At 49.3% G+C, this 22676-nt stretch carries 25 protein-coding genes; 14 read left to right on the top strand and 11 right to left on the bottom strand.

From position 1 onward, the window contains the following. Positions 1–526: 526 nt before the first annotated feature. The 5 genes from glpX to DVG79_RS14130 all read right to left on the bottom strand — a co-directional run bounded on the left by glpX (position 527) and on the right by DVG79_RS14130 (position 4972). The gene (gene glpX / locus DVG79_RS14150; RefSeq protein WP_114597299.1) at positions 527–1492 is read right to left on the bottom strand and encodes a class II fructose-bisphosphatase; all 966 of its coding nucleotides are present in this window, start codon (positions 1490–1492) and stop codon (positions 527–529) included. A 31-nt stretch (positions 1493–1523) separates the two neighbouring features. Then, complete coding sequence (gene murA / locus DVG79_RS14145; protein WP_114597298.1) at positions 1524–2771, bottom strand: UDP-N-acetylglucosamine 1-carboxyvinyltransferase; 1248 nt, start codon at positions 2769–2771, stop codon at positions 1524–1526. 27 nt (positions 2772–2798) lie between these two features. Further along, the gene (gene fsa / locus DVG79_RS14140) at positions 2799–3446 is read right to left on the bottom strand and encodes a fructose-6-phosphate aldolase (protein WP_012371594.1); all 648 of its coding nucleotides are present in this window, start codon (positions 3444–3446) and stop codon (positions 2799–2801) included. Between the two features lie 164 nt (positions 3447–3610). Further along, on the bottom strand, positions 3611–4465 hold the full coding sequence (gene fba, locus DVG79_RS14135; RefSeq protein ID WP_012371595.1) for a class II fructose-1,6-bisphosphate aldolase: 855 nt from the start codon (positions 4463–4465) through the stop codon (positions 3611–3613). Between the two features lie 132 nt (positions 4466–4597). Continuing rightward, positions 4598–4972, bottom strand: a complete 375-nt coding sequence (locus tag DVG79_RS14130) for a response regulator (RefSeq protein ID WP_026827306.1) — start codon at positions 4970–4972, stop codon at positions 4598–4600. 93 nt (positions 4973–5065) lie between these two features. On the opposite strand from DVG79_RS14130, the gene DVG79_RS14125 reads away from it, so the two are divergent. Next, positions 5066–5575 carry a DUF2529 family protein gene (locus tag DVG79_RS14125; RefSeq protein WP_012371597.1) on the top strand — a complete coding sequence of 170 codons (510 nt, stop codon included), beginning with the start codon at positions 5066–5068 and terminating at the stop codon, positions 5573–5575. Positions 5576–5652: 77 nt separating this feature from the next. On the opposite strand, the gene DVG79_RS14120 is transcribed toward DVG79_RS14125, so the two are convergent. Both DVG79_RS14120 and rpoE read right to left on the bottom strand, forming a co-directional pair. Then, positions 5653–7248 (bottom strand): CTP synthase, encoded by a 1596-nt coding sequence (locus tag DVG79_RS14120; RefSeq protein WP_114597297.1) that lies wholly within the window; start codon positions 7246–7248, stop codon positions 5653–5655. A 254-nt stretch (positions 7249–7502) separates the two neighbouring features. Beyond that, positions 7503–8027, bottom strand: coding sequence for a DNA-directed RNA polymerase subunit delta (gene rpoE / locus DVG79_RS14115; protein ID WP_114597296.1), 525 nt, complete (start codon positions 8025–8027; stop codon positions 7503–7505). A 170-nt stretch (positions 8028–8197) separates the two neighbouring features. Between rpoE and DVG79_RS14110 the strand changes: the two genes are divergently transcribed. From DVG79_RS14110 to DVG79_RS14095, 4 genes are all read left to right on the top strand, one after another. Further along, entirely contained in the window at positions 8198–8647 is a 450-nt protein-coding gene (locus tag DVG79_RS14110) for a GNAT family N-acetyltransferase (protein WP_114597295.1), read from the top strand. 36 nt (positions 8648–8683) lie between these two features. Further along, entirely contained in the window at positions 8684–9001 is a 318-nt protein-coding gene (locus tag DVG79_RS14105; protein ID WP_114597294.1) for an ArsR/SmtB family transcription factor, read from the top strand. A 69-nt stretch (positions 9002–9070) separates the two neighbouring features. Then, positions 9071–9499 (top strand): DMT family transporter, encoded by a 429-nt coding sequence (locus DVG79_RS14100; RefSeq protein ID WP_026827301.1) that lies wholly within the window; start codon positions 9071–9073, stop codon positions 9497–9499. Between the two features lie 12 nt (positions 9500–9511). Next, a complete protein-coding gene (locus tag DVG79_RS14095; RefSeq protein WP_114597293.1) occupies positions 9512–9991 on the top strand; it encodes a DMT family transporter in 480 nt (159 codons plus the stop codon). Between the two features lie 265 nt (positions 9992–10256). Here the strand turns inward: DVG79_RS14095 and DVG79_RS14090 are convergent, their stop codons facing one another. From DVG79_RS14090 to DVG79_RS14080, 3 genes are read right to left on the bottom strand one after another with little or no spacing between them, the layout of a single operon-like run. Then, positions 10257–10718: a heme-degrading domain-containing protein gene (locus tag DVG79_RS14090; RefSeq protein WP_114597292.1), complete on the bottom strand. Its 462-nt coding sequence runs from the start codon at positions 10716–10718 to the stop codon at positions 10257–10259. Beyond that, positions 10715–11755: a Gfo/Idh/MocA family oxidoreductase gene (locus DVG79_RS14085; protein ID WP_114597291.1), complete on the bottom strand. Its 1041-nt coding sequence runs from the start codon at positions 11753–11755 to the stop codon at positions 10715–10717. The genes DVG79_RS14090 and DVG79_RS14085 overlap by 4 nt, the downstream gene beginning before the upstream one ends. A gap of 2 nt (positions 11756–11757) precedes the next feature. After that, positions 11758–12513 (bottom strand): DeoR/GlpR family DNA-binding transcription regulator, encoded by a 756-nt coding sequence (locus DVG79_RS14080; protein ID WP_114597290.1) that lies wholly within the window; start codon positions 12511–12513, stop codon positions 11758–11760. 131 nt (positions 12514–12644) lie between these two features. On the opposite strand from DVG79_RS14080, the gene DVG79_RS14075 reads away from it, so the two are divergent. The 5 genes from DVG79_RS14075 (at position 12645) to DVG79_RS14055 (ending at position 17863) form a co-directional block, all read left to right on the top strand. Next, positions 12645–13484, top strand: a complete 840-nt coding sequence (locus DVG79_RS14075; RefSeq protein WP_114597289.1) for an SDR family NAD(P)-dependent oxidoreductase — start codon at positions 12645–12647, stop codon at positions 13482–13484. Between the two features lie 95 nt (positions 13485–13579). Next, positions 13580–15163, top strand: a complete 1584-nt coding sequence (locus DVG79_RS14070) for a GGDEF domain-containing protein (protein ID WP_114597288.1) — start codon at positions 13580–13582, stop codon at positions 15161–15163. Further along, a complete protein-coding gene (locus tag DVG79_RS14065) occupies positions 15160–15486 on the top strand; it encodes a potassium channel family protein (protein ID WP_014971462.1) in 327 nt (108 codons plus the stop codon). The genes DVG79_RS14070 and DVG79_RS14065 overlap by 4 nt, the downstream gene beginning before the upstream one ends. A gap of 14 nt (positions 15487–15500) precedes the next feature. Then, positions 15501–16133 (top strand): hypothetical protein, encoded by a 633-nt coding sequence (locus DVG79_RS14060; protein WP_114597287.1) that lies wholly within the window; start codon positions 15501–15503, stop codon positions 16131–16133. 161 nt (positions 16134–16294) lie between these two features. Then, complete coding sequence (locus DVG79_RS14055; RefSeq protein ID WP_147269822.1) at positions 16295–17863, top strand: glycosyltransferase; 1569 nt, start codon at positions 16295–16297, stop codon at positions 17861–17863. 72 nt (positions 17864–17935) lie between these two features. Here the strand turns inward: DVG79_RS14055 and mgtE are convergent, their stop codons facing one another. After that, entirely contained in the window at positions 17936–19288 is a 1353-nt protein-coding gene (gene mgtE / locus DVG79_RS14050; protein WP_114597285.1) for a magnesium transporter, read from the bottom strand. Between the two features lie 233 nt (positions 19289–19521). Here mgtE and DVG79_RS14045 point away from each other — a divergent pair, with 233 nt between their 5' ends. The 4 genes from DVG79_RS14045 (at position 19522) to DVG79_RS14030 (ending at position 22627) form a co-directional block, all read left to right on the top strand. Then, positions 19522–20265: a metal ABC transporter ATP-binding protein gene (locus tag DVG79_RS14045; protein ID WP_114597284.1), complete on the top strand. Its 744-nt coding sequence runs from the start codon at positions 19522–19524 to the stop codon at positions 20263–20265. Next, entirely contained in the window at positions 20262–21122 is an 861-nt protein-coding gene (locus DVG79_RS14040) for a metal ABC transporter permease (RefSeq protein WP_114597283.1), read from the top strand. Before DVG79_RS14045 ends, DVG79_RS14040 begins: the two co-directional genes overlap by 4 nt. Further along, the gene (locus DVG79_RS14035; RefSeq protein WP_114597282.1) at positions 21119–22036 is read left to right on the top strand and encodes a metal ABC transporter substrate-binding protein; all 918 of its coding nucleotides are present in this window, start codon (positions 21119–21121) and stop codon (positions 22034–22036) included. The genes DVG79_RS14040 and DVG79_RS14035 overlap by 4 nt, the downstream gene beginning before the upstream one ends. 93 nt (positions 22037–22129) lie before the next feature. Then, positions 22130–22627, top strand: a complete 498-nt coding sequence (locus tag DVG79_RS14030; RefSeq protein WP_114597281.1) for a PCYCGC motif-containing (lipo)protein — start codon at positions 22130–22132, stop codon at positions 22625–22627. Positions 22628–22676: the final 49 nt, after the last annotated feature.

Here is a 22676-nt window from a genome sequence, read left to right as displayed (position 1 = left end):
GGGAGACAAGCCGCGGCAGCTCGAATTAATATGCAATAATCTGCCGGGTCTTCCCTATCCCTGACGGAAGTACTAATCGCGCTTCCTTTTCCCGTAGGAGTCGAGAATGTATGTCTTCGTTCTACAGGAATCAAATAGCCGATGATCCTTTTCATGGGACCATCGGCTGTTTCTATGCTCATTTACGACAGTTTGGTGAGTAATTGAGATACCTCATACAAATGCTCTTATTTCTTGTACAACAAGAAAAAAGAAGCAGATTTCCGGATTAAATACCGAAAATCTACCTCCCTCCATTCATTTTTTGAATCACGACTCGCATACAGCATCAAACTGCATTCCCTTTTCGAAAAGAATTACGTTCTTCACTCGACTCCTACGGGAAAAAGCGTGGTGTTCCGCGCTGTCAGAGACAAACAAGACCCGACTACTTGTCCATTTGGACAAAGTAGGCGCGGCTTGTGTCTCGCCCGAGGAAAGCGGGTGAAGAAAATGTAGATTCTTTTGGATAAGCCCGTCATCCCAATTACTTAATAACGAGTTTCGGTTTTTTCTTGAACGAGTGAATTCCTTCAACGAAACGAACTGTTCCCGACTTCGCACGCATGACGACCGAGTGCGTTTGACCGCCTTGTGCCGTGAACTGAACACCTTTCATCAACTCGCTGTCCGTGACACCGGTTGCTGCGAAGATGCAGTCATCTCCCGTGACAAGATCATCCATCATGAGGATTTTCGACGGATCTTCAATCCCCATCTTCTTGCATCGTGCGACTTCCGCTTCATCTGCCGGTAAGAGCCGGCCTTGAAGTTCTCCGCCGAGACATTTTAACGCAACGGCTGCCAGAACACCTTCCGGCGCTCCGCCTGAACCGAGCAGAATATCAATCCCTGTGTGCGGGAAAGCCGTATTGATGGCTGCTGCGACATCTCCGTCCCCAATCAGACGAATCCGTGCCCCTGTTGCGCGAATCCGTTGAATGATTTCTTCATGACGTTCCCGGTCAAGAATCGAGACGACGACGTCTTCGATTTCTTTGTTTTTCGCTTTTGCGACGGCCGCGATGTTTTCTTCAATCGTCGCATCCAGGCTGACGTGTCCTGCTGCTTCCGGTCCGACAGCAATCTTATCCATGTACATATCCGGTGCATGTAATAAGTCTCCCGCATCGGCGACCGCAAGAACTGCGAGTGCGCCCCATGTTCCTTTAGCGACGATGTTCGTGCCTTCGAGCGGATCGACGGCGACGTCAAGACGGGGTCCGTATCCATTTCCGAGTTTCTCACCGATATAAAGCATCGGTGCTTCATCCATTTCCCCTTCGCCGATGACGACCGTTCCTTTCATCGGGATCGTATCAAATACATCACGCATGGCGCTTGTTGCTGCGTCATCTGCCTCGTTTTTCAAGCCCTTCCCCATCCAGCGTGCCGAAGCCAGTGCTGCTGCCTCCGTTACGCGTACGAGTTCCATTGATAAACTTCTCTCCATGTGTATAATCCCCTCTCCCTAACTGAAAACCTTAAACCGTTTCGCGCCAAACAAGAGCCCCGAGTCCTTTTAACTTCTCGACGAACTGTTCATAGCTTTGATCAAGTACTTCTGCATGGTGTAATGACGTCTCACCGGAAGCAAGCATTCCACTTAACACGAGTGCCGCTGCACCGCGCGGATCATGAGCTTCAATTTCCGTACCACGTAACGCTTCACCACCACGGATGATGATCGAAGCGTCTTCGTGGGTAATTCGTGCATTCAACCGCCGCATCTCCTGGACATGCCGGAAACGTTGAGGATACAACTTATCGACGACGACACTCGCGCCTTTCGGTTTCAACAGGACAGCCGAGATGACCGGTTGCAGATCGCTCGGAAAGCCGCCGTAGTGAAAAACACGAATATCGATCGGTTTCGCCATATCGATGGATGCTGTGACCGAATCATCCGCCAACTCGATGTTAGCCCCGAACCGTTCCAGCTTTTGAATGATGCTTTCAAGATGTAACGGAATGACGTTATCGACGGTCACACGACCGAGGACTGCTCCCATTGCCAGGAACGTACCCGCTTCCATCCGGTCGGGAATCAAAGTATGGCGGCATCCTTGAAGCGTCTTGACGCCTTTGATTCGAATCTCATCGGTCCCTGCACCTTTGACACTCGCACCCATATTCGTCAACATCGTACTGACGTCGATGACTTCCGGATCACACGCTGCATTTTCAATGACCGTCGTCCCTTCCGCCATGACGGCGACCAGCAAAGCACTGATCGTCGCACCGAATGAAGGAAGATCCAAATAGATTCGGTTTCCCTTCAACTCTTCGACATGCATGTAGTAAACCCCTTGTTCATTTCGCATCGCGACACCAAGTCGTTCCAGTGCCTTGATGTGTAAATCAATCGGTCGAGGGCCGATGGCATAACCACCGGGCAGACCGACGACCCCCTGTTTGAATCGCGCCGCGAGGACACTCATCAGATAAATCGATCCACGTAACTTTCGTGTATCTGTCCCTGTGAGCGGCATCGGTTCGACATGACTCGGGTCAATCGTCACCATATCGCCTTGACGTGTTACGACGGCTCCAAGCATCTCAATGATTTGGATCATCGTCGCAACGTCGCCAATGTCCGGTACCCCCTCAAGAATGACCTGTTGATCGGTCAGTAATGCTGCCGCGAGACACGGAATCGCACTCTGTTTCGATCCACTGATCATGACGGTTCCTTCAAGACGTTGTTGTCCTACGATATGCAAAATGTCCACATTCCATCAACCTTTCTCTACAATCTGTTATTGCTGCGCTTTTTCCCAGTCAGCAAGGAAACGTTCGATCCCCTGTGTCGTTAACGGGTGTTGCGTCAGTGACTCAATGACATTGAGCGGAATCGTCGCGATGTCAGCTCCGGCGAGTGCCGCATTCGTGACGTGCACCGGATTACGGACAGAAGCCGCGATGATTTGTGTCGGAATATCATGAATGACGAAAATTTGAGCAATCGTCTCGACCAGTCCCATTCCATCTTGACCGATATCATCCAGACGACCGAGGAACGGTGATACGTATGTCGCACCGGCACGTGCCGCGAGCAAGGCCTGGTTCGGGTTGAAGATCAATGTGACGTTCGTCGTGATGTTTTCTTTCGAAAGAGCTGCGACGGCTTCGAGTCCTGCCGGTGTCATCGGAACCTTTACCGTAATGTTCGGTGCAATCTGAGCAAGTTCCTTCCCTTCCCGAATCATCCCTTCTGCATCAAGCGCAATGACTTCGGCACTGACGGAGACGTCTCCGACGATCTCACAAATTTCGCGCAGTCGTGTATGGAAATCGACGCCTTCTTTCGCGACGAGTGACGGGTTTGTTGTGACCCCGTCCAAAATCCCCATTTTATGTGCTTTTTTAATATCCTCTACGTTTGCTGTGTCGATAAAAAATCTCATCTCTCTCTTTCCCCTTTCATCCCTTAAAATATCCCTTGAAATCGCTTACTCTTCCATTATAAATTTTTTCGCTGAGAAGTCCTAACGTTTTCCAAAACAATCTGCTGATTTAGATGAAAAAAAGCACGATAGACGATTGTCTACCGTGCTTTAGGCATGGAAAATTAAGCTTTGTTGCTTGAACCGAACTCACGCATCTTACCGATGACAGTTTGTTTGATTGCTTCGCGACCTGGTGCGATGAATACGCGTGGGTCATATGCTTCTGGTTTCTCAGCTAAGACTTCACGAACCACTTTCGCGAACGAAATCTGGTTTTCCGTGTTGACGTTGATTTTCGAAGTACCAAGCGAAATGGCTTTTTCGATATCGTGTGTCGGGATTCCTGTTCCACCGTGAAGAACGAGTGGAAGGTTTGTTGCGTTACGGATTTCTTCCATTTCAGTGAAACCAAGGTTTGGTTCACCTTTGTATGGTCCGTGAACAGAACCGAGTGCAGGAGCAAGCGTGTCGATTCCAGTTTCTTTGACGATACGAACGCAGTCGTCAAGTTTCGCGTACATGACATCACCGATGACGTCGTCTTCTTGTCCGCCAACTGTACCAACTTCCGCTTCGACTGAAACACCTTTCGAATGCGCATACTCAACAACAGCTTTTGTTGTTTCGATGTTTGTGTCGATCGGGCTATGTGAATCGTCGATCATTACAGATGTAAATCCAGCGTCGATCGCTTCTTTACATTTTTCAACGCTCGAACCGTGGTCGAGGTGGATTGCAACAGGAACTGTTACTTTCATGTCGTGAACGAGACCTTCTACCATTTTAACAACAGTATAGAATCCGCCCATGTGACGTGCTGCACCTTCAGATACTCCAAGAATAACCGGCGACTGCTCTTCTTGAGCCGCACCGAGTACTGCTTGAGTCCACTCGAGGTTGTTGATGTTGAATTGACCTACTGCGTACTTACCTTCGAGAGCTTTGTTTAACATGTCTGTCATAGATACTAATGGCATAATGACATCCTCCTCTGTTTTGATCGCTACTTACACGTAAACGTGCATTTTCAGACTGATTATAACACACTGATTCACCGGAACGTACAGCATTTCACTCCGAATTTAGGATTGTGACGACGACGTGAAGGATTAACCGCTTACATCGTTCGAAATTTGCACAGTCACTTCTTTTTTTAATTCAAAGATGTCAAACGGCTTTCCGAAGAAGGCGACGACACCGAGTCGTTTCGCTTCTTCCATCGCTTCTGTTTCGTCCAAAGCGGTCATCAGAATCGTCCGGATCCGTCGTCCGACCTCGTCCTGATGACGCAATACTTCAAGACCGGTTCGGCCCGGCATATTGACATCCATCAATAATAAGTCGTATTCCGTCTCTTTCAGCCGTTCGATCGTCTCAAGACCATCGACAGCGACATCGGTCGTATATCCTTGCGCCCGAAACAATTGTGCCAGTAAATTCCGAATCCCCGGTTCATCTTCCGCGATGAGTAATCTTCCTTTCATCTCCCACACTCCTCCTCTAGTTATTTCCATTCTACATGAAAGCAAAACTTGCTATATACTGTGTGTGAGAGAAATTTAGAGAGGATGTTAGAAATGCTGAAAATTTTAGCGACACAATTCAACGGAAAACTACAAACGCTTACAAAACAGGAAGACGAATTGTTCGATGTCGTCCGCCTGCTTGCCCAGGCACTCGTCGGTCAAGGAAAAGTCTATCTCGATGCCTACGGCGAGTTTGAAGGACTGTATCCAATGCTGTCCGACGGTCCGGACCAGATGAAGCGTGTCACGAAAATTAAGGATCATAAAACCCTCCATGCGGTCGACCGTGTATTGATTTTCACACCGGATACGGAACGTTCCGATCTGCTCGCCTCGCTCGCCCGCTATGACGCCTGGCACACACCGTATTCGATCATCACGCTCGGTGACGTGACCGAAACACTCGAACGTTCGATTGCACCGCTTGCTTTAAAATTCGATAAGGGACTGCTTCCGGCTGAAGACGGTTCCCGTCACGGGTTACCGAGTCTCGCGCTTGGTGCTTTCCTGTTAACGCACATTTTGACGCAGTTACAGGAGATGACGGAAGAGTGGGAATGACGCTTTTCTTCTATAATAAACAGAACACCCCTGTCTCCAATTTGGAAACAGGGGTGTTTAATCGTTTGCTTTATTTCTTACTCACCAAGTGATGCTTGGATGAAGTCATGGAACAGAGCTTGCGGACGCTCTGGACGCGAAATCAATTCCGGGTGGAACTGACATGCGACGAACCATTTGTGTTCTGGAATCTCGATGATTTCAACGAGACGGCCATCCGGGCTCGTACCGGAGAAGATCATGCCGTTTGCTTCGAACTGCTCGCGGAATTCGTTGCCGAACTCATAACGGTGACGGTGACGCTCGTACACGAGTTCGCTTGAATACGCGGCACGTGCTTTTGAACCGTCTTCGAGCTTACACGGATACAGACCAAGACGAAGTGTTCCGCCGAGATCCTCGATGTCTTTTTGTTCCGGAAGCAAGTCGATGATCGGATACGGTGTCGCCGGATCGATTTCTGCCGAGTGCGCTCCTTGTAAGTTCAGGACGTTACGGGCGAACTCAACTGTCGCCAATTGCATACCGAGACAAATACCGAAGAACGGTACATTGTTTTCACGGGCAAAACGTGTTGCTTCGATTTTCCCTTCGATTCCACGCTCTCCGAATCCGCCCGGGACAAGGATTCCGTTTGCTGAACCTAGGAGTTCTTGAACGTTTTCACGTGTGACGTCTTCTGCATTGATCCAGTCGATTTCAATGTCGCTGTTAAAAGCAAAACCGGCATGCTTCAACGCTTCTGCAACCGAGATGTACGCATCACGCAATTCAACGTATTTCCCGACAAGTGCGATTTTCGTTTTCTTCTCGAGATGTGTCACCGTGTGGACGAGTTGTTTCCACGCTGTCATATCAGCAGCCGGTGTATCGAACTTGAAGTAGTCACAGACAAGCTGGTCCATACCTTGACGTTGCAGGTTAAGCGGTACTTCATAGAGTGTCGATGCATCCTTCGCTTCGATGACGGCTTCCGGACGTGTATCACAGAAGAGGGCAATTTTATCTTTCATTTCTTGCGGTACATCATGCTCGGCACGAAGCACGATGATATCCGGCTGAATGCCGTAGCTGCGGAGTTCTTTGACACTGTGTTGTGTCGGTTTTGTCTTCAGCTCGCCAGCAGCTGCAAGATACGGAACGAGCGTACAGTGAACGTACATGACGTTCTCTTTTCCGATATCGTTTTTCACCTGACGAATGGCTTCGATGAACGGAAGCGATTCGATATCCCCTACTGTTCCGCCAATCTCTGTGATGACGACATCTGCGCCTGTTTCTTTTCCGGCACGGAAGACACGGTCTTTGATTTCATTCGTGATGTGCGGAATGACCTGAACCGTTCCACCGTTGTAATCACCGCGACGTTCTTTTTTAAGAACGGTCGAGTAAATCCGGCCGGACGTGACGTTCGCATTCTGACTGAGATTGATGTCGATGAAGCGTTCGTAGTGACCAAGGTCAAGATCGGTTTCAGCGCCATCATCCGTGACGAATACTTCCCCGTGCTGGTACGGGCTCATCGTCCCCGGGTCGATGTTGATGTACGGGTCGAATTTTTGGATTGTGACGTTGAGGCCACGGTTTTTCAAGAGGCGGGCGAGTGATGCTGCCGTGATCCCTTTACCGAGTGAAGATACTACCCCACCGGTTACGAAAATATACTTTGTCATGATTAAATTGCTCCCTTCCCGAGTCCAAAAATCTGTCAGAGGTCGTTAAAAAATAAAAAAGCAAAAGTGCCCCCATTCACAGGAGACACTTTTGCTGAAATTAAGCACGTTGCTTAAAGAAGCCCATGACTAACTTACGTCATTCCGAAAACTTCGTCAAGCAGATTTTTTAAAGAAAAAAATCACACGTACTTGTGTCAGCCGTCAACGAAAAAACTACCATTTTCATGTTCAAAAATGGCAGGTTGCGGTTGTTAAACTTCTTCGTCATCTTCCTCGAAATCTTCGAGGTCTTCTTCATCCAAATCGTCTTCAAGGTCATCAATGACCGCAACTTTTTTGAATGTGTCTTCTTCGCTGTCGTCTGCTGCATCGTAATCAGCTGTTTTCGCGAACGTATCGAGATCATCTTCGATCGTCTCGAATTCATCTTCTTCTGCATCGTAGTTGAACTCTTCTTCGAACTCATCGAGTTCACCACGTTGACGGGCTTCGATGACCAAATCCTCATCGGATTTATCGAACGGGTACCAAGCACGAAGCGACCAACGGTTAGCTCCGACGTTAACGAAGTTCCCATCGATGTTCATATCCGTATAGAGTTGGGCAAGTTTCTCGAACTTATCCTCTTCATTTGTAAACGTATGATATTTTTCGATTTCTTTCGTGATGTCATCGAAAGTGATAGGCTGTTCGCCCGCTTCTTGCAGCATTTCATTGACGAAGTTAATCAGTGAAAGATCAGTAATTTCTTCTTTACTTAAACGGCTGAGGCTCATTGTGACGGCCACTTCCTTTCATTTGCGTTCAATCCATTACTTCTCATTATACGCAAAAGGGCTTTTAAAAATCCAGTCCCTCGCAAAAAAAGATTCATCAAAAAAGAAAATCGGGTTTTTGACAGGGCTGAAAAAGGAATAATCCAAAAGAAAAGAAGGAGGAATCGCGGATGGATGTGACAATCGAACGGGTGAACGATTTTGATGGATACAACTGGCTTCCGTTGCTCGCTAAAAGTTCCCAGGAAGGATTCCAACTTGTTGAGCGGATGTTACGGAACCGTCGGGAGGAATCGTTTCAAAAAGACGGGGAAGCGATGTTCATCGTCCTGTCGACGACCAATCAAGTCCTCGCGTGCGGCGGATATATGAAGCAAGCCGGTCAATCCGGAACAGGCCGGATCCGTCATGTCTATGTATTGCCTGAAGCCCGGTCACATGGAATTGGGACTGCATTGCTTGAAAAAATCATGTCTGAAGCATTTTTGACGTATGACCGGTTAGTCTTGTACAGCGAACAGGCTGATCCCTTTTATCAAGGGCTCGGATTTCAACTCGTTTCCGGTGAAAAAATCACGCACACTCTGGATAAAACATCTTTTGCGAAGACAAACCGATGAATTGACATATCGGAAAGTATCGATTAGATTGATGGCATGACACAACAAGTAGATCTTTTTAAAGCGTTGTCGAATGAAGTCCGTCTCGACATCCTGCGCTGGCTCAAAGATCCGGAGACTCATTTCAACAAACCGGCTGCTCACTTGTCAACGAATCTCGCTGAAAAAGGAGGCGTCTGTGTCGGTGATATCCAGGAGAAGGCAAACTTGTCCCAATCCACGGTATCCCAGTACCTGGCGATGTTACAAAAAGTCGGATTGCTCGAATCCGAACGGCACGGCAAGTGGACGTATTACCGTCGAAATGAAGAAAAGATCAAAGAGCTGGCAGAGTATCTAAAAGGAGAACTCTAAAGGGTTTTCCTTTGTTCATGTATCGACAATTCTCGATATATAGATTCGAAAAGAAAGAAGGAACGGATTGTGAAATTCATTTATTACCTGTTGGCTTTACTTGCCGGAATTGCGCTCAGTATCGAAGGCGCCATCTATGGGGAGCTTGGCAACAGCATCGGGAAACTCGAAAGCAGTTTTTATAATTTCTTTGCCGGTACAATCATCATCGGCATCATCACCCTTTTCTTCGGAAAAGGTTCGCTCGGCTATACATTTAAGGCTCCCAAATGGACGTTGCTGGGCGGATTACTCGGGAGCATCTATTTGACAATCCTCATCATCAGCATCCCGCTTGTCGGTGTCGGACTCGCCATGATCAGTGTCATCATCGGTCAGATGATCGCCAGCATGATCATTGAACATAAAGGCTGGCTCGGAAGTCCCCGCGTCGCCATCAACAAAGACAAATTAATCGCATCCGGCCTGATGGTCATTGCGCTATTTTTGATTTTTTAAGGAGGAAACTTGATGAATATCGCATTACTCGGGATGACACTGCTTGGAGGAATTCTCCTCAGTGCCCAGTCTTCAATCAACGGTGCCTTCGGTCAAAAAGCCGGCGCACTGGAAAGTACATTTTTAACTTTTTTCACAGGGATGCTCCTGCTTGCACTCGCCGTCCTTTTTTTCGGACAAGGAGATGTCCTGTTGATTCTTGACGCCCCCCGCTGGCAGCTCAGTGCCGTCTGGTTTGGTGTCAGCTATCTGTTCCTGACCATTCTCGCTGTTCCGAAAATCGGGGTCACGGCAGCGAGCATCGCAACCGTCATCGGACAGTTGTCGGCCGGAATGGTGCTGGATCACTTCGGGACATTTGGTGGCATCGAAGTGGCGTTTGATCTAAAACGTTTTGCCGGTCTTCTGTTCATGTTGGCCGCCTTGTTCTTTATCTATCGCGGGAACAAGCGACGGGTCGAAGCACCTGCTTCCGACTCGATGGCTTCTTGATTACAATATCTAAAATATCACTGACTCAAAAGGAATCACTATTCCTTTCACGTGCTTTCCTCAGGCGAGACACAAGCCAACTCCTCCGCCTCAACGAGGCGTGAAAGTGGGCCTTGTTCGTCTCTGACAGCGCAAGGTAACTTGCGCTTTTTTCTGTAGGAGCGGCATGAAAGAGTGATACCTTTTGAACAAGACCAGGGGGTGACAGACTTGAAATCTGTCACCCCCTGCTTTGTATAAAATCTACTTTTCAGTCCGTCCTGTTTTACTTCTGTTGTTCGTTCAAATACGTCAGCGCTTCAACCGCCAACTGATGATCCGCTTCCTGCGATAAGCCGGATACGGTAATCGTTCCGATGACACCGACACCTGTGACCCGGACCGGAAATGATCCGCCGGCATCGGCATAGTCGGCCGGATCGACGGCATACATTGTATGGTAGGACCGGTTTTTACTTTCGTTATATAGCCGCATGTAGAGTGAGCTGTGTCCGTGACGGAGGACGACGTTTGATTTTCGCCGGATCCATTCTTCCTGATCCGGTGCTGTCCCGTCCAGTGCCGCATAAAACAGCCGTTGTCCGTTCCGTTTCAACTCGACGGCGACGCTGAGTTGCTCCTGCATGGCCCGGTCGATGACATACTGTCCGGCACGAAGCGCATCCTGATTCGTAAAGCTGCGCAACGTCAGCGTCTGCTCTTGCGTCAATAATTCTGTTAGTCTCATCCATTCCACTCCTTCCGGAAAACTTTCCGTCCCGTCTCACTGCTCAAGCGAACGGCCTCGATGAGTTGCATCGTCTTGAGCGCATCCGTCAAATCGACCGGCATGTCACCCGTCTTCAGCCCTGCAGCAAGTGCTTTGTAAAAACCAAGATAATTCCCCGAAAGTGTCGCCAATCGTTCAGCCGGATGATCCGCAATTTGCAGATATCCGTAATTCACAGCTTCCTCTTGACCGATCGCGGCATCAACCGTCTGTCCGGACGCGAGGCGTGCTTCCTGCGGATCCATTCCGTATTTGATGTAACTGCCGCGTGTGGCATGCAGTTCAAACCGTGGTGTTGCTCCTTGGATAAAGGAATTCGACCGTAAGATGACCCGGCGTTTCCCGTAACATAACGTAATGTGGAATCCGTCATCCGTCTCCGCTCCGTCACGCTGGAATAAAACATCGCCGACGACCGCATCCGGTTCACCGAACAAAGCGAGTGCCTGATCAATCAGGTGTGAACCGAGATCAAATAAAATACCGGAACCCGGTCCTGCCTTTTCCCGCCAGCGATCCCGTACGACCGGACGATAGCGGTCAAACCGTGATTCGAACAATTGCCAATCTCCGATTTCATTCATCTCGATCAATTGTTCCACCGTCAGGAAATCGCCGTCGTAACGGCGGTTTTGATAGACGGCGACATAGACGCCGTGATGCGTCGCGAGACGTTGCAGTTCAATCGCTTCTTCCATCGTCACTACCGCCGGTTTTTCGAGCAGGACATGTTTTTTGGCTTCGATGGCCTGTTTCGCCATCTCGAAATGTAAAGCTGTTGGTGTCGTGATGATGACAAGTTCCGTCTGTTCATCCTGTAAGGCCTCTTCAAGTGTCCCAATCACGTCGGCTTCCGGGAAAACGGCCGCTACTTTATCGGCTTGGCTGGATACGACTTGCCGGACCGTATATTCGGGCAATGCCTGAATCAACGGCGCGTGAAACGTTACGGCTGAAAATCCGAATCCGACCAATGTCGTTTGAATCGTCGTCATGTTTATTCCTCCTCTGCTGTTTCGAGCAAGATATCGGCTTCTTGCAGCCACTTTTGCCATTGTTCGGTCGGGCGTTCATCCGTAATCAGGATGTCAATCTGATCAAGATCACAGACTTTGTGCAGAAAACGTTTCTCGAACTTCGTATGGTCTGCCAGTACGATCACTTCCGCGCTACTGCGGATCATCGCCTTTTTCACGATTGCTTCTTCCAGATTTTCCGCAAATATCCCCTGTTCCGTCAGCCCGCATGCTCCAAGGAATACACGGTCGACCTGATAGTTCAAAATGTCATCCGCCGTTTTAATCCCGACGAGACTGCGTGCATGCCGGTCCCATTTTCCTCCGGTCACATACAGATCAATTTCCGGACGGGCTTCGAGTTGTTCAACGACAGCCAGTGCGTTCGTAATGATTTGGAGCGGTTGCGCCGGCAGATGAACCGTCATCCGGGCGACGGTCGAAGCTGCATCGAGGATGATTTTTTGGTCCGGCTGAACGTACCGGACGGCGCGTTTGGCAATCCGGTTCTTTTCCGGCTGTTCGGTCCGCCGGTCGTACTGAACGGTCGTGTTCGTCCCGACACGGATCAAACCGTTTTTGACCCGGATGATTTTCCCTTCCCGCTCGAGCTGAATCAAATCACGCCGGGCCGTATCACGCGAAATCCGGTACTCTTCCATCAGCTGATCGAGTGAAATTTCAGGTGTCGTCTTGATCCATTCGCGCATTTGTTGAAGTCGATCCTGTTGCGCCATCTTCCTTTTCCTCCTGCTCTTTTTCTTCATTTTAAGTTTTTACATTACATAATGCAATTTTTACTTAAAATAACTTCGCTAAATTCGGGTAAAGAATGGTATAGCCTGGAATTCAAGAGGAGGAATGACACATGCGTACGATTTTCATCACCGGTGCCTCGTCCGGGATCGGTCTCGCGACGGCGACACGTTTTGCTGAAGAAGGATGGACAGTTTATGCCGGAACCCGTGAGCTGACACCGGCACTCGAACAAGCCGCTTTACCGCACCTGCATTTTCTTGAAGTCGACGTCACGGACCTGATGAGTTTAAAACAGGCCGTCTCCGTCATTGAGCAGGAAGTTGGTCATTTGAATGCTTTATTCTGCAACGCCGGACAAGGCTTGTTGCGGGCACTCGGACAAGCGACAAGTTATGAAATCACTCAGCTGTTTGATATCAACGTGTTCGGCGTCATGCGGACAATCGAATGTTGTCTGCCACTTTTGAAAGCCGCTCCGAACGGCAGTCATTTATTAGCCACCTCGAGTATCAGCGGACTGGTGGGTCAACCGATGAATGAAATCTACTGTGCCAGCAAGTTTGCCCTTGAAGGACTGTTCGAAAGTCTGGCTACTTATTACAAACCGTTTTTCTCGATCGATGTCACGTTGATCGAACCGGCTGCCGTCGAGACAAACTTCACCGCCAGCGTCCTCGACCGTCTCGAGCAGACAGGCGGATTGCACGAAGATGATTTCAAACCGATCATCGAAAGTTATTTACGGACGTACCGCGTCCGACACGCCGAGCGCCAGTCACCGGAAACAATCGCCGAGTTAATCTTCGAGCTCGTCCATGCCGATGAGAAGCCGTTACGTGTCCGGACAGCTCCGGAAGACGAAGCGTTTGTCGCCCATAAAACGGCAAACGATCCGTCCGGTCTCGTCGGAACACTCAAAACCCGGCAGCTGACGCTAAATTTAGACTGATTCCCCTTTTGTTCAAAACAAAATCAGATTCGTCCTTTGCTTCTTTTTATAATGAAGCTATCTCTTTAAATTCATTATTAGAAGGACGGTTTTTCATGACTCCCCTATTTTTGTATACGGCCGTCTACTTGATTCCGACGTTCATCATGTTTTATATGGCCGTTGATATCCTGTTACGCAATCCAAAACGTTCGCAGCACCGGCTGCTGAGTCTCTTCACGTTCGCCTACGGGATGTTGTTTCTCGGTGAATTTTTCCGAAACGCTGCGCCCGTCTCGATGAGTCCGGCTTTCGTGACGTATTGGTTTGGGAATGCCGGACTACTTGTCTTCAGTACATCGCTCCACTTTATCTTCCGTGTCTCGAATCTGTGGAAAAAGATGCCGCGGCTTCTTTATCCGGGTATCTTTTATCTACCGATGGTCATCGTGTTGATTACGTATGTCTTTCAGACGAATGTCATCAACAGTCAGCAATTTGAACGGATCGGCTCCTTCATCTATCCAGAGTTCAATGCCTCTTACTTAATCACGATGACTGTCGGGAATGTCTTCCATCTTCTCCTGATCGGTTTACTGTTTTATGCGCGGACCCAGTTGCGGGATGCGCGCCGGGGCATCATCAATGTCCTGTTGAGTGTTGCGCTCCTTGTTTTCGTCTGGGATATCGTCTTCGGATACAACTCGTTTTATGGTGTCATGCCACCCTACGCCTATATGTACGGCGGGCTGTTTTGGGCGGCCGCTTTAACGATCGCCATGCGCCGATTTGATTATCTCGCTTCTTATCAAAAACGGTTTGCGACGCTTTACAACTTAAATCCTTCGGCGATTCTGTTGCTCGATCGTCACGGCCGAATCGAGAGTGCGAATCCCGCGGCTCACACGCTGCTGAAAGAACATAAGCTGTCAGGTCAGCCGTTCGCCGACTACCTGCCGGAGAAAAAACAACAGGCCTGGCTTCGTCATTATGAGGTCCACTTCGCTTCTCAACGTAAATTCAACGAGTACGAAACAAAGGTCCTGACACTCGAACAACAGGAACGGTACGTCGTCATGGACGCTGACTTCGTCTTCATCGAACAGGAGTTGCACGGGATGTTGTTGATCCGGGACATCCAGTCCTTTAAGGAAGCCGAGCAGACGATTCGCTTTTTCGCCTATCATGACCCGTTAACGAAAATCCCCAACCGGCGTAACTTTTACGAACGGGCCGGGCAAGCTATTCTCGAGCAAGACAGTGTCACGATTGTCGTCGTTGACCTCGACGGCTTTAAAAGCATCAACGATACGTACGGCCATCAAATCGGCGATGCCTTTTTGGTTCACTTGGCTCAGCTTCTTGAACGGACCGTTAAGCCGCCCGGTTTCGCTGCCCGGGTCGGCGGCGATGAATTCTTTTTACTGTTGCCGAATCAGACACCGGACCAGTTGCACCAGTTCGCAGCTTCGCTCTTAGAGACCTTCCAGGACAATCCGTTTATACTCGCAGAAGAGTTGATCGAGATTCGAACGAGCATCGGACTGAGTTATTCACCCGATCACGGCATCAGCTTGGATACATTAATCCATCATGCTGATCAGGCCATGTATCATATCAAATACAATGGTAAAAACGGATACCGGATTCATGATACACTCGATTCGGTTCAACGACCGTCCGAAGGAGGCTCACGATGATTTCGATGCTTGCGATTTTTTCACGATTATTTAAAGGATTACGCCATGCTTTCCAATTATCCTATTTCCGTGGTCTCTTGATCCTTTGTCTGTTGACTCTACTTTCCGGAACGATTTTTTACAGCACCCAGGAAAACTTAACCGTCGTCGATGCACTTTATTTTTGTATCACGACGCTGAGCACGGTCGGTCATCCGACATTTGCTCCCGTCACGACACTCGGCAAAGTTTTTACGATGGCTTACATTACGATTGGATGCGGTTTATTCCTGACATTGATTGCCACACTCGCCTATGTCTTAATCAAGGAACAGGAAGACTGAAAGGGGATGTCGGGATGCGGCAAGCAGCTATTCAAAATAACTTCGATTGGTGTCGCCTGATTTGCGAACTGAACGGATGTACCGTCACGGAAACGGACGACAGCTGGAAAGCGACAGGGAACGTCCCGCCGCTCTATCCGGAAATGATGGTCCGGGCGCATCAACAGCAACTCGATCTGACCGGTGTCAACAGTATCAAGGATTGTACCGCCAGCTATGATTTTTCACTTGCAGGATTGACGCATCTGTTCACAGCGGAATGGATTGTCCGTTCGCCGATTCTCGACCGACGCGCACTGCCGACAGACTGGACCGTCGTGACGACTTCCGAGGACGCGGCACGTTTCTTCGCCTTCATCGAAACGCATGACTTACCAGATACGTTGTTCGAACGAACCGATGTCCGGCTGTTCTTTTCCGATGCCCAACAGGCCGGTTTCATCGCTTATTCCAACGGTCAAACGACCGGACTGTCGCATCTGACGTCCGATTATCTCGATGAACGACTCTGGGATGACATCATCCGGCTCAGTTCCGCTCACTTTCCGGGACAATCGCTCGTCGGCTATGAGTATGGCGACCAATTGATTACGGCACTTGAAGCCGGGTTTGATGATATCGGTCCACTTGCCGTGTGGATAAGATGAAATTAGTCTAAATCGATTCAATTTTGAGAGTATACGTATGAACCCTTATTTCCTTGTTTTCGATAGATGTGCTAAGGTTGGCATCACTCAAAAGACAAAAAGGAGGTGAGGGTTGTCTTTTATCCCACTAAAAAATATTGTTTATCCGACAGCCAAAATTCATGAAAAGAACAACTTTTTTCACTTTAAATACATTAGGCACGAAGCGCGGCGGGCTGGTCAAAGCCGTCATCAAACGAGCAAATACGGTCGCCGCTGCTGAACCAGACCGGGCTGTCCATCTTTTGACACTTGGTCTCCAGACTCAGATTGATAGTACCCGAGAAGAGATGATACAGCTTGACCTTCTGAATCCGCATGTCCAGGTCACGAACCTGATCCATACGTTAGGACAGCAAAAGGCAAACGAGAAGCAGACGAAAACTCGTCTCTTGAAACAACTGAACCGGCAATTCGTCGTCTTTGATGACGCCAGCCGGACAGACAACGACTCCTATCGTGTTTTCGACAACGGAGTGTACGTTCAGTACCTTCGTTTTGATGCAATGGATCGGCTTGTTTTCATCGATTATTTTTCAGATACACGTCATCGACTAAAACGGGAAGAGTATTTGGAAAACGGACAACTTTTCCAAATCGTTTATTATTCCACGACGACGAACAAACCTGTCTCACGCCAGTTTCTTCACGGCAACGGCACCTGTTATTTAACGCTTTGGCACAAGATGAATTCCGTGGACTGGAGTCATCTGTTCTATTTCGGAAAAAACGAACAGCTCCAATTCAATGACCCTGCTGCTTTTTATACCTTTGCGCTCAATCGTTTGTTGGGACAATATCCGGCCGTCATGCTGTCGTCCGAATTCCGGGACCGTCTGCCGAACTTACCGAAACAGAATTTAGATGCCGTCGTGCTTAACGTCAATCATCCAAACATCCGAAAAGTTGCGTTTGGACACAGTAACCACTTTGTCTCACCTTTTGATGAAACCGCCACAGTCAGTGGTGTCTGGAATACTTTGTTCAAACGGATTGATGAGTGGAGTGCTGTCATTACAGCGACATCCCGACAGGCCGACCATATGAAACAACAGTTTGGTCACGCGTCCCTGTTCCATTCCATCCCTCATGCGTTTACGAACACAGCCTCGGGCGAACTTGTTGATCCCGTCAATCCGAATCGTTTTGTCGTCGTATCACGGATTCAAGTTAAAAAAGATGTCGCAGAAAGCGTTCGGGCGATGCGCCGGATCGTCGATCACAATCCAAACGCTTTCCTTGATTTTTATGGGTTTGGTTATAACGACCAACTCGAAAAAGATCTTTTGGCATTGATCAAGGAATTGGCTTTGACCGATCACATCCATTTCAAAGGATTCGTCACTGATATGCGGGAAGCGTATGCCGGTGCCGTTGCCACACTCTTCACTTCACAATCCGAAGGGTTCGGAATGGCGATTCTTGAGAGTATGAGTTACGGTATTCCGGTCATCGCTTACGATATTTGTTACGGTCCGGCAGAAATCATCGAGGACCGGGTGACGGGACGTCTCATTCCTAAACGAGATACAGCTAAGTTCGCTGAAGCCGCAATCGACTTGATGACGCATCCCGATGCCCGACAACTGATGGGATCACGTGCCGCTAAAGCACTTGAACCGTTTTCGGATCAACACTATGAAACGCGTTGGGTGAACTTGTTAGAGACACTTGATGCCCAGACCGACTGATTTCCAGTCGATAGAAAAAAGTATCGTTTCGCCGGATCTCCACAGATTCGGCAGAACGATACTTTTTTTGTGTTACATCAAACGGCTGATAAAGGCTGTCGCAATCCCGAAATAGACGAGCAACGACAGGATATCGTTCAGCGTCGTGATGAGCGGACCGGATGCGATCGCCGGGTCGATGTTCAGACGATGCAAAATCAACGGGATGATCGTTCCGGCAAGCGTTCCGAAAATCAACGTGATAATCAGTGAACTGCCGACGACGAGACCAAGAATCGGATCCCCTTGCCAGACATAGGCGATGATGGCAATCAAGATTCCACATGTCACACCGATGATCAGACCGACACGGAACTCCCGGAGAATCAGCCGGGTGACGACCTTTTTGTCGACTTCACGCGTAATCAAACCACGAACGACGACAGCCAGCGACTGCGTCCCGGTATTTCCGGTCATCCCGGCAATCATCGGCATGAAGAATGCCAACGCGACGACTTTTGACAAGGTTTCCTCAAACTGGCTGATGATTGATCCGGAAACCAGTCCAATGAATAATAACAAAATCAACCACGGCAAACGCCGCGTCGCGGCTACCCAGGGCTTCGTATCAAAATCAATCGATTTACCGGAAGCGGATAACTTCTCGATGTCTTCATTAGCTTCTTCCCGTAAGACGTCGAGGGCATCATCGACCGTAATCAATCCGACGAGAACGTCCCCTTCGACGACCGGCAACGAAACTAAGTCGTAGCGTTCAAACATTTTCGCGACATCTTCCTGATCGGTCTCGGACGAGACGCTGATGACTTTCCGGTCCATGACGTCCGCAATCCGTTCGTCGTTACTTGCGAGGATTAAATCCCGGTAGGAAATGACGCCGACGAGCTGACTCAGTTGATTGACGACATAAACGTAATTGATTGTCTCCGAGTATTCGATATAGTCTCGCATCTTCTCGATCGTCTCGCCAATCGTCGACTCATCGGTTACCCAGATGAACCGGTTGGTCATCAGGCGGCCTGCCGTCTCGGCCGGATACGTCAATAAATTGCGGACGATCAGCGCCTCATCCGGACGCATACCGGATAATAAGCGGTCGACTTCTTCTTTTGGTAATTCTTCCAGTATGTCCGCCAAATCATCATTTTCCATCAAGTCCATCACGTGACCGGCATGTTCGACATCAAGGCGTCGTAACACCTCGAGTTGCTGTTCAAGTTCAAGTTCCTCGATGACGTCGGCCAAACGCTCATGATCGAGATAACGGAGGAGCCGTTCTTGCTCCGTCGCACCGAGCTCACCATACCAGTTCGCTAAATCGTATGGATAGACTTCTTCAATCACTTGCTGCGCATCTTCACGCCGCTCTTTTACCAATGCCTCAAGTAACAGCAACTTCCATTGTTGTTCCTCTGACTGACTCATCCTCTCACCCCCGCGTTTTTCTCCTCTTCCATCTTAGCACGATGTTTTCAAAAGCACTTCTACGAAAGCAGTTGACATTTCTTTCGTCTCACCTTAAAATTTGCCTAAAGGAAACATTATTAGTTCGGAGAATAATCTATGCGATAAGGCAATCTCTTTTTTTAGACTTTTTCTTTCCCTAAGGAAACATTTGTTTCCACACTAAAGTCATCATCTTAACAGGAGGGATTTTTATGATACATGCCGTAGAGGTAGAAAAATTATCGGTTTCCTATTTCGAGACAACTGCGCTCGAAGACCTGTCGGTTCGCTTCACGCCGGGTCAACTCATTGGAATCATCGGTCCGAACGGTGCCGGCAAATCCACGTTCATCAAAGCCATCATGGGCTTGATTCCGGCTGAAGCAACAACGATCCGTTTACTTGGTCATTCCGTAAAACAGGCCCGGACGCGGGTTGCTTATGTTCCGCAACGCAGTGCAATCGACTGGGATTTTCCGATTCGCGTCCTCGACGCCGTCCTGATCGGCTGTTATCCCCAGCTCGGTTTATTCAAGCGTCCGACGAAACAACACCGGATACATGCCCGCTCCTGCCTTGAGCGGGTCGGAATGCTCGATTACGCCGACCGTCAAATCGGGGAACTGTCCGGCGGTCAACAACAACGTGTCTTTTTGGCCCGGGCTTTAGCACAGGACGCCCACCTGTTATTGCTCGACGAACCGTTCGTCGGCGTTGATGCCGGCAGTGAAGGCGTCATCATCGACTTGTTACGTATGTTGCGTGATGAAGGAAAGACGATCGTCGTCGTCCACCACGACTTAAGTAAGGCGGCCGATTACTTTGATACCCTGTTACTCCTCAATCGACGGGTCATTTCAGTAGGTCCGCCGACCGATGTCCTGCAGCCGCATATTATCGAAGGCGCATACGGCAATCCGCTTGCCTTCCTTCAGAAAGTGGAGGTTTCGTCATGAATGTCCTCGATTTCATTCAAGCTTTGACTGAATATGATTTTCTCCAGAAAGCACTTGTAACGTCCGTTATGGTCGGCATCATCTGTGGTGTCATCGGCTGCTTCATCATTTTACGCGGGATGTCGCTGATGGGAGACGCGATCTCCCATGCTGTCCTGCCGGGTGTCGCCATCTCGTACCTGCTCGGGATTAACTTCTTCATCGGTGCCGTCGCGACCGGTCTTCTGACCGCACTCGGAATTGGTTTCGTCAGTCAAAACAGCCGGATTAAGAACGACACGGCCATCGGGATTTTATTTACGTCAGCCTTTGCGCTCGGGATCATCCTGATTTCTTTTTTACGCAGCAGCAGCGATCTGTACCATATTCTGTTCGGAAACGTCCTTGCCGTCCGTCCAAGCGATATGTGGATGACGCTCGCCATCGGTCTGATTGTCCTTGGGGCCATTTTTCTATTCTACAAAGAATTGCTTGTCACCTCATTTGATCCGACGATGGCGGCAGCATATGGTTTGTCGACCCGATTGATTCATTACCTGCTGATGACGATGTTGACGCTCGTCACGGTCGCATCGCTTCAGACAGTCGGTATCATTCTCGTCGTCGCGATGTTGATTACACCGGCGGCAACTGCCTATCTGTTAACGAACCGGTTGTCGCGGATGATTTTCCTGTCTGCCGGTCTCGGGACGATTTCTTCCGTCGTCGGTCTATATTTCAGCTTCACCTATAACCTGTCGTCCGGAGCCTCGATCGTCCTGGTCGCGACCGCCTTGTTTGCGCTGGTCTTCATCTTCTCACCGCGCCACGGACTGCTCCGGAAATGGAAATCACCGAAAAAGGAGCTCACGACATGACATTCAAACGATTCATCCCCTTAGCCGGTCTCGCCGTTTTGCTGGCCGGCTGTTCTACCGATTCTGCCGACGATGGCAAAATACAAGTCGTTACGACCTATTCGATCTTGGAAGACATGACCCGGGTCGTCGGCGGTGAACACGTCGACGTCCACAGCATGGTCAAGATCGGCAAAAATCCGCACGAATACGAGCCGTTACCGACCGATGTCCGGAAGATGGCGGATGCCGATGTCATCTTTTACAACGGTCTGAATCTCGAAGCCGGCGGATCCTGGTTCAATAAACTCCGCTCGAGTACGAATAAGGACGGGAAGGATGCTCCGGTCTATGCGCTCAGTAAGGGTGTCGAACCAAAGTATTTGACGGCAGCCGGAAAGGAACAGGAGACCGACCCGCATGCCTGGCTCGATCTCAGCAACGGCATTCAATACGTTGAAAACGTCAAAGCTGGATTAATTAAAGAAGACCCGGCGAACAAAGCCGATTATGAGAAAAATGCTTCGGCTTATATCAAGGAACTCAAGACACTCGATCTCAAAGCAAAAGAACGCTTTGCCACGATTCCGGATGCCGAGCGTCATCTGATTACGAGTGAAGGTGCCTTTAAATACTTCAGCGACGCCTACGATTTTAAAGCCGACTACATTTGGGAAATCAATTCCGACAACCAAGGGACACCCGACCAAGTCCGGCGGATTGTTGATTTGATCAAACAACAGGACATTCCGGTGCTGTTCGTCGAGACGAGTGTCGACCGGCGCAGCATGGAGACGGTCTCCCGTGAAACCGGCATTCCGATCGGCGGAACCCTCTACACCGATTCCCTCGGGGCAAAAGGAACAGACGCCTCAACCTACTTGACGATGATGGAAACGAACTTCGAGACAATCGAACAACAGTTAACGCGATAAGAACTGTCATCGAATCGCCATTACCTGCTTACCTGCCGTTGAACCTTCCACCGTATACTAAGGAAAGAATCAACGAGTGATGGAGGAATGAAGATGCCTGGAAAAACCGGATGGATGATCATGACACTGTCGGCGACGCTTGCCCTCGGTGCGTGCGGACAGACTGAACAAAAGAGTGCGCCGCATACTGGCCACGAGGCCCATGCGACGCACACAAGTGCCGATCAGCTGGAACAGACGACGTCGCCAGCGATTGCACCGGCGTTCTTAAAAGAAACGGATTCTTCGATTCAGACGATTTACCTGTCTGTCGCCAAACATCAGGATCTTTTGGAAAAGATGCCGTGTTATTGCGGATGCGGGGAATCGGCCGGACACACGAGTAACTATGATTGCTTCATCGCCGATCAAACAGCAGACGGAAAAACGACTTGGACGACACACGGGATTACGTGCGGAACGTGTCTTGATATCGCCGCCCAATCGATCGTCGCTTACCAACAAGGTACTCCGGTCAAACAAATCCGCTCCGATATTGATGCGGCCTATACGAAGACGGGTGCCATACCGACTCCGACTCCGGCTCTCTAAATCAAAAAGCTGCTTCGACATCACGTCGAGGCAGCTTTCTTTGGAGTAA

Source organism: Exiguobacterium sp. RIT594, from assembly GCF_003339585.1.
Classification (GTDB): domain Bacteria; phylum Bacillota; class Bacilli; order Exiguobacteriales; family Exiguobacteriaceae; genus Exiguobacterium_A.
Note: the sequence above shows the minus strand (reverse complement) of the source record. Positions and strands in the feature narration are given on the sequence as shown.